This is a genomic window from Streptomyces phyllanthi (genome assembly GCF_009377205.1).
GTDB lineage: Bacteria > Actinomycetota > Actinomycetes > Streptomycetales > Streptomycetaceae > Streptomyces > Streptomyces phyllanthi.
In genome coordinates this window covers 1-6,585 of sequence record NZ_VJZE01000491.1, presented here as the reverse complement: position 1 = coordinate 6,585, position 6,585 = coordinate 1, and the positions used below count along the sequence as shown (strand labels likewise).

General features: G+C 74.3%; 4 protein-coding genes and 1 pseudogene. 1 reads left to right on the top strand and 4 read right to left on the bottom strand.

The features are described from left to right. The 4 genes and pseudogenes from FNH04_RS49550 to FNH04_RS38950 all read right to left on the bottom strand — a co-directional run. Positions 1-217: pseudogene (locus tag FNH04_RS49550) on the bottom strand (SCO3374 family protein); the annotation flags it as partial. Between the two features lie 50 nt (positions 218-267). After that, complete coding sequence (locus FNH04_RS38960; protein WP_152790709.1) at positions 268-615, bottom strand: DUF742 domain-containing protein; 348 nt, start codon at positions 613-615, stop codon at positions 268-270. Beyond that, on the bottom strand, positions 612-1,100 hold the full coding sequence (locus FNH04_RS38955) for a roadblock/LC7 domain-containing protein (RefSeq protein WP_152790707.1): 489 nt from the start codon (positions 1,098-1,100) through the stop codon (positions 612-614). Before FNH04_RS38955 ends, FNH04_RS38960 begins: the two co-directional genes overlap by 4 nt. After that, positions 1,097-2,911, bottom strand: coding sequence for an ATP-binding protein (locus tag FNH04_RS38950; RefSeq protein WP_152790705.1), 1,815 nt, complete (start codon positions 2,909-2,911; stop codon positions 1,097-1,099). The genes FNH04_RS38955 and FNH04_RS38950 overlap by 4 nt, the downstream gene beginning before the upstream one ends. Positions 2,912-3,194: 283 nt before the next feature. Here FNH04_RS38950 and FNH04_RS38945 point away from each other — a divergent pair, with 283 nt between their 5' ends. Next, on the top strand, positions 3,195-6,488 hold the full coding sequence (locus FNH04_RS38945; RefSeq protein WP_152790703.1) for an FAD-binding and (Fe-S)-binding domain-containing protein: 3,294 nt from the start codon (positions 3,195-3,197) through the stop codon (positions 6,486-6,488). The last annotated feature ends 97 nt before the right edge of the window (positions 6,489-6,585 follow it).

The following is a 6,585-nucleotide window of genomic DNA, read 5'->3' as shown; positions in this document are numbered from 1 at the left end:
GCCGCAGCGCCGCGAAACCCGCCTCCGCCGGGACGTCGAGCACATCGAAACGCAGACCCGTGAGCAGCCGTACCGGCGTTCCGGGCACCGCGGCCCAGCCGAGTTCGTCCTCGTACCACTGCCGCACCGTCTTCGGAGAGCTCGGCCTGCGTACGGTCTTCGGAAGGTCCGGTACCCGTGCGGTCTTCTGAGGTCCCGGCCCCCGTACGGTCTTCAGAAGGTCCGGTACCCGTACGGTCTTCTGAGGTCCCGGTCCCCGTACGATCTTCAGAGGTTGCGGAGTCCAACGAGCACCTGCTCCAGGATGTCGAGGTCGATGACCGCGGCCTTGTGCGGATGGCGGGCACTGACGCGGCCGGTGGCGAGGAGGTCGGAGAGCAGGACCTTGGTGATGCTCACCGGCAGCCGCAGCTGGGCGGCGATCTCCACGACCGCCGTCGGCCTCTCGGTCAGGCGCAGGATCGCCGTGTGCTCCGACTGCATGCCGGGCGCGGGATCGCACTCGGCGACCACGAGCGTCACCAGGTCGAACGGGGTGTCGGGCGCGGATCTGCTGCGCCCGCCCGTGAGGGTGTAGAGCCGGTCGGGCGCGTCGTCCCTGCCGGGCCGGCTCATGAGGTGGGTGAGGCCGTACCGGGTGCCGGACCGCGTACGGTGCGGGGCTGCGCGCTCAGGTGCTCGCCGAGCTGTTCCACCAGCTCGCTCATGTTGTGCCCGACGAGCCCGGGGTCGGCGTCCTCGTCGGTGACGACGGCGAGGTGCGCGCCCCGGCCCGCCTCCACGATGAACAGCACGCCGCCGTAGAACTCCGTCATCGCCGACCGCACGCCCCCGCTGCCGTCGCCGAACTCCACCGACGCCCCGTGGGACAGCGACTGGATGCCGGCGGCGATCGCGGCGAGCTGGTCGGCCTGGTCGACGGAGAGCTCGGGCGTCCGGCACAGCTTCAGGCCGTCCCGCGAGAGCACGAGCGCGTGCCGCGCGCCCGGCGTGCGCTCCAGCAGGCCCTCGATGAGCCAGGCGAGCTTCTCGTCGGCGCTGCTGGTGCCGGTGGAGCCAGAGGAGCCAGAGGAGCCAGTGGAGCCGATGGGGCCGGTCATGAAGTGGGGTCACCTTCCGGGTGGGGCTGGGACTGGGGTTGTTGGTGGGGCTGTTGCCGGGGCTGCGGTCGTGGCCGCGGCGGGGAGGAAGCGGCTGCTTCGTCGTGCCGTACGGGGTCGGTGCTTCGTGCGGCTTCCGCCTCCCGTGCGGTTTCTGTGTCCCGTACGGCGGCGTCGTCCCGTACGGCCTCCGGGACCCGCTCCCGTACGGCCGGCGTGTCCGTGGCCGTGCCCTGGACGAGCGCCTGGTCGGGCACGGGACCGCGGATCGCGCTGCGGAAGCTGCTGAAGCGGGCGGCCCTGGTCCGGGCGTCGTCGGCGCGGCGGGGCTCGGTCGCGGGCCGGGGGGTGACGCGGTTCCGGGTGCGGGCCTGGGCGGTGGCGAGGGTGTGGCCGCGGCGGCGCTTGGGCAGACCGCTGGGCAGCTCACCCGGGGCCGGGTCGCCCGGGGCCCGGTCGCCCGGCGGTGGGCCGTCCGACGGAAGGCCGTCCGGGCTCGCCGCGGACTCGTGTGTCGGTACGGGATCGGGGTCCATGTCCAGGGCCGCGCGGGCGGCGGCGTACGACGGCCCGGCGGGGGACGCCGAGGTGGGTACCGGCGCCGGTACGGGCGGCGCGGGCTCCCCTTTCCGCGCGGGCGTGGGCGCGGGGGCGGACGCGCCCGCCAGCAGGTCCTGCGGGATGAGCATCAGCACGCCGGTGCCGCCGCGCGCCGACGGGCGGAAGGACACCTTCAGTCCGTGTTTGCGGGAGAGGCGGCCGACGACGGCCAGTCCGAGCCGTGTGCCGGAGAGCCCGCCGAGGCCGGCGCCCTCGCCGGAGACGGCGCGTTCGGCGCGGCGCAGCTGGACGTCGCTCATGACGAGCCCCGCGTCCTCGACGGAGACGATGACGCCGGAGGGCACCTCCTCGACGTACACATGGACTTCGGCGGTGGGAGGGGAGAAGTTCGCGCCGTTGTCGAGGAGTTCGGCGAGCGCGTGCATGACACCTTCGGCGGCGTGTCCGGCGACGGCAGCCTCGCTGGAGGAGTGCAGACGTACGCGCTGGTAGCCACCGATACGGCCCATCGCGCCGCGCAGGATGGACTCCATGGGGATCGGCCGCGCCCACCGGCGGCCCGAACGCGCGCCCGCGAGCACGGCGATCGAGTCGGCGAGGCGGCCCGCCTGGGCGGTGCGGTGGTCGAGGTGGAGGAGGTCGGTGAGGACGTTCTCGTCGCTGTGGCGTTCCTCCATCTCGCGCAGGTCGGCGAGGGTGCCGGTGGCGAGCGCCTGCATACGGCCTGCCGCGTTGGCGGTGGCGGCGATGGCGGCGGAGCGTTCGCTCTCGGCCGTGCGGACGCGTTCGGCGAGGCCGGCCTTCTCCTCGGCGAGGCGGGTGCGGTCGGCGGTGAGCCGGCGCCGCTCCTGCTCGAACTCCTCGGCGAGCGCGGCCCGTTCCCGCCCGAACTCCTCCGCGAGGCGCGCCCGTTCCCGTATGAGGGCGTCGTTCAGCCGTGCCCGCTCCTGGCTGAACTCCTCGGCCAGCCGCGCCCGTTCGTGCAACAGCCGGCCGGCGTCCTGGGCGACGGTGTCGAGGCGGCGGCCCAGGATCTCGGCGGTCTGGCCCGCGTGGACGCCCATCGCGACGGCGGCGGTGAGCAGGAGGGCCGCGACGCCGCCGCCCCAGGCGAACACCGATCGCACCGACTCCGGCGCCCACGCTACCGCCCCGCCGACCGCGAGCCCGGAGAGTACGGCGGTGAGCAGGGGCACGGGCACCAGGGCGCGGAGAGTGGGCCGTTCGCCTGGGGGGATGGGCGGCGTCATCAGTCGTTGTCCTCGGTCGTGGCCTCGGCTGTGGCTCTGGTCGATGCCTCGGCTGTGGCGTTGGTCGTGGCCTCGGGCGTGTCCTTCGGCGGAGAAGTGACACCTGGTGCTCAATTGGCCGTCACTATATGGGAGTTCATGATCTGGTGTGGCGGTTCCGTGACCGTTCTCGGAATCCGGGCGGGCTTCTCGAAGGGTGACACGTGACGGCTGCGGGCGGGCCGAGTGGTCGCTGTGTGCTGACGGTGCGGTCACTGTCAGTGGCGGGATGCATGCTGGAGGCATGAGGGATCTCGGGGAAGTGCGCGCGGGGCCGGCGGAGGGACCGGAGGCCGGTGGGGCGTCCGGGCCGGCGGCGGGAGCGGAGGCCGGTGGGGCGTCCGGGCTGGAGTCCGGGCTGCGGGCGGCCGTGCGGGGCGAGGTCTCCTTCGGCGTGACGGCGCGGGCGCTGGTGACGATGGACGCGTCCAACTACCGACGGGTGCCGCTGGGCGTCGTGGCTCCGCGCGACGCGGACGACGTGGAGGCGGTGCTGTCCGTCTGCCGGGAGCACGGCGTGCCGGTCGTGGCGCGCGGCGGGGGCACGTCGATCGCCGGTCAGGCGACGGGCACGGGGGTGGTGCTGGACTTCACCCGCCATATGAACCGGATCGTGTCGCTCGACCCCGAGGCGCGCCGTGCCGTGGTCCAGCCGGGCCTGGTGCTGGACCGCCTCCAGGAGGCAGCGGCCCCGCACGACCTGCGCTTCGGCCCCGACCCGTCCACCCACAGCCGCTGCACACTCGGCGGGATGATCGGGAACAACTCGTGCGGGTCGCACTCGGTGGCCTGGGGCACGACGGCGGACAGCGTCGAGGAGCTGTCGGTGATCAGCGGCCGCGGCGAGCGGCTGCGGCCGGGCCGCGACTGGGCCGGGGCCCCCGAGGGCCTGCGCGCGCTGGTGGAGGGCGAACTGGCGCGTCTGCGCACGGACTTCCCCTCCCTCTCCCGCCTCCCGCGCCGTATCTCCGGGTACGCCCTGGACGCCCTGCTCCCGGAGCACGGCGCGGACGTGGCCCGCTCCTTCTGCGGCTCCGAGGGCACGCTCGGGGTGCTGACGGAGGCGGTCGTACGACTCGTCGAGGCGCCCCGCGCGCGTGCGCTGGCCGTGCTGGCGTACGCCGACGAGAGCGCGGCCGCGGAGGCGGCGGCCGGGCTGCTGCCGTACGAACCGCTGACGGTCGAGGGCATGGCGGCGGACCTGGTGCCCGCGGGCGCGGGGCTGCCGAGGGGCGGGGCCTGGCTGTTCGTGGAGACGGGCGGCGACTCGCCGGCGGAGGCGCGGGCTCGCGCGGAGAGGATCGTGCGGGCGGCCGACGTCGTGGACGCGCTCGTGGTCTCCGACCCCGCCGCCCAGCGGGTGCTGTGGCGCATCCGGGAGGACGCGAGCGGCACGGCGACCCGTATGCCGGACGGCAGGGAGGCGTGGCCGGGCTGGGAGGACTGCGCGGTGCCGCCGCCCCGGCTGGGCGCGTACCTGCGGGACTTCCGGGCACTGCTGTCGGCCCACGACCTCCGAGGCACGCCGTACGGCCACTTCGGCGACGGCTGTATCCACGTACGCATCGACTTCGACCTGGTGTCGGAGTCGGGGGTGGGCCGCTTCCGCCGCTTCTCGGAGGAGCTGGCGGAGCTGGTGGTCTCCCACGGGGGCTCCCTGTCGGGCGAGCACGGGGACGGCCAGGCGCGGGCGGAGCTGCTGCCGAGGATGTACGGAGAGGAGGCGGTCCGTCTCTTCGAGCGCGCGAAGCGCGTATGGGACCCGGACGATCTGCTCAACCCGGGCATGCTCGTACGCCCCGCCCCCCTCGACTCGAACCTCCGCTTCGCGGTCCTGCCCCGCGAGCCGGTGGACGTCGCCTTCGGCTACCCGGAGGACGGCGGCGACTTCTCGGCGGCGGTACGACGCTGCGTGGGCGTGGCCAAGTGCCGCACCACGTCCGCCGGCTCCGGCCCGGGCTCGGGCTCGGGCGTCATGTGTCCGTCCTTCCGCGCGACGGGGGAGGAGGAGCACTCCACACGCGGGCGGGCGCGGCTGCTGCACGAGATGCTGGCGGGCGAGGTGGTGACGGACGGCTGGCGCTCGACGGAGGTCCGCGACGCCCTCGACCTCTGCCTCTCCTGCAAGGGCTGCCGCTCGGACTGCCCGGTGGGCGTGGACATGGCCACGTACAAGGCGGAGTTCCTGCACCACCACTACGCGGGCCGCCGCCGCCCGGCGGCGCACTACGCGCTGGGGTGGCTGCCGGTGTGGCTGCGCCTGGTGGCCCGCACCCGGACGGCGTGGCTGGTCAACTGCCTCGCTGCCGTAGGGCCGTTGGCGCGGGCGGGGAAACGGCTGTCCGGGATCGCGGCGGAGCGGCAGCTTCCGCGGCTGGCCCGGGAGCCGTTCAGCCGGTGGTGGCGCAAGAGGTTCAGGGAACGGACGCGGCAAGCGGTGTCGGCGGTGCGGACACAGCGGGAGAAGGGGTGGGTTGAGGACGGTACGGGGCTCGGAGGCGGGGGCGGCGCGCTGTTCGACGCGCCCGGCTCGTCCTTCGGACTCGGCGAGCCCCGGGGCCGGGAGCCGGTGTACCTCTGGCCGGACACCTTCACCGAGTACCTGTCGCCGTCCGTGGGCCAGGCTGCCGTGCGGGTACTGGAGGCGGCGGGGATCGTCGTGGTCCTGCCGCCCACGAGGAGGACGAAGGTCAGGAGGACGAAGGTCAGGAGGTCGCCCGAGGGCGACGTCATGCCGATGGGCATGAACGCGCTCACGCTCCGCCGCTCCCGGGTCTGCTGCGGACTGACGTACGTCTCGACGGGCCAGCTGGACCGCGCCCGCACGGTGCTGCGGCGCACTCTGGACCTGCTGCAACCTGTCCTCGACCCGCTCCCCGGCCTGCTCGATCCGGAGCTCGCCCCGGAGGTCCCGCCCATCGTGGTCCTGGAACCGAGCTGCGCCGCCGCCCTGCGCACGGACCTGCCGGAACTGCTCCATGACGACCCGCGCGCCCGGCGGCTCGCCGATGCGGTGGTGACCTTCGCCGAGGCACTGGAGCGCTACGCCCCGCACTGGACTCCTCCCGAGCTGAACCGCCCGGTCGTCGGCCAGACCCACTGCCACCAGCACGCGGTCCTGGGCGACACGGCGGACCGCCGGCTGCGCGAGGCAGCGGGCCTGAAGGGCGACCTGGCGGGCGGCTGCTGCGGCCTCGCGGGCAACTTCGGCTTCGAGAAGGGGCACTTCGAGGTGTCGGTGGCGTGCGCGGAGGAGCAACTGCTGCCGGCGGTACGGGCGGCGACGGAGGGATCGCAGGGCACGCAGGGCACGCAGGGCATGCAGGGCACGGAGGGATCGCAAGGATCGCAGAGCACAGAGGCCACGGAGGGCGCGGAGGCCACGGTGATCCTGGCGGACGGCTACTCGTGCCGTACGCAGCTGGAGCAGCTGGCGGGACGGAGGGCCCGTCATCTGGCCGAGGTGCTGGCGGAGGGGCTGGGAGAGCGGCCCGGAAGTGACGGCGGCCCCTTGAACCGGGGAACCGGGCCCTCCTGAAGGCGGGCCGGAGCGGCACCGCGCGGCAACCGTCCGCCCCCGTCCGCCGTCCCTACGCTGACGAACCGGCCGTACGCAGCGTGACCACCCCCCAAGG

What these genes read in the sequence shown, in the direction of transcription:
- FNH04_RS38960 (WP_152790709.1), bottom strand. Translation starts at nt 615, where the DNA reads ATGAGCCGGCCCGGCAGGGACGACGCGCCCGACCGGCTCTACACCCTC.
- FNH04_RS38950 (WP_152790705.1), bottom strand. Translation starts at nt 2,911, where the DNA reads ATGACGCCGCCCATCCCCCCAGGCGAACGGCCCACTCTCCGCGCCCTG.
- FNH04_RS38945 (WP_152790703.1), top strand. Translation starts at nt 3,195, where the DNA reads ATGAGGGATCTCGGGGAAGTGCGCGCGGGGCCGGCGGAGGGACCGGAG.
- FNH04_RS38955 (WP_152790707.1), bottom strand. Translation starts at nt 1,100, where the DNA reads ATGACCGGCCCCATCGGCTCCACTGGCTCCTCTGGCTCCTCTGGCTCC.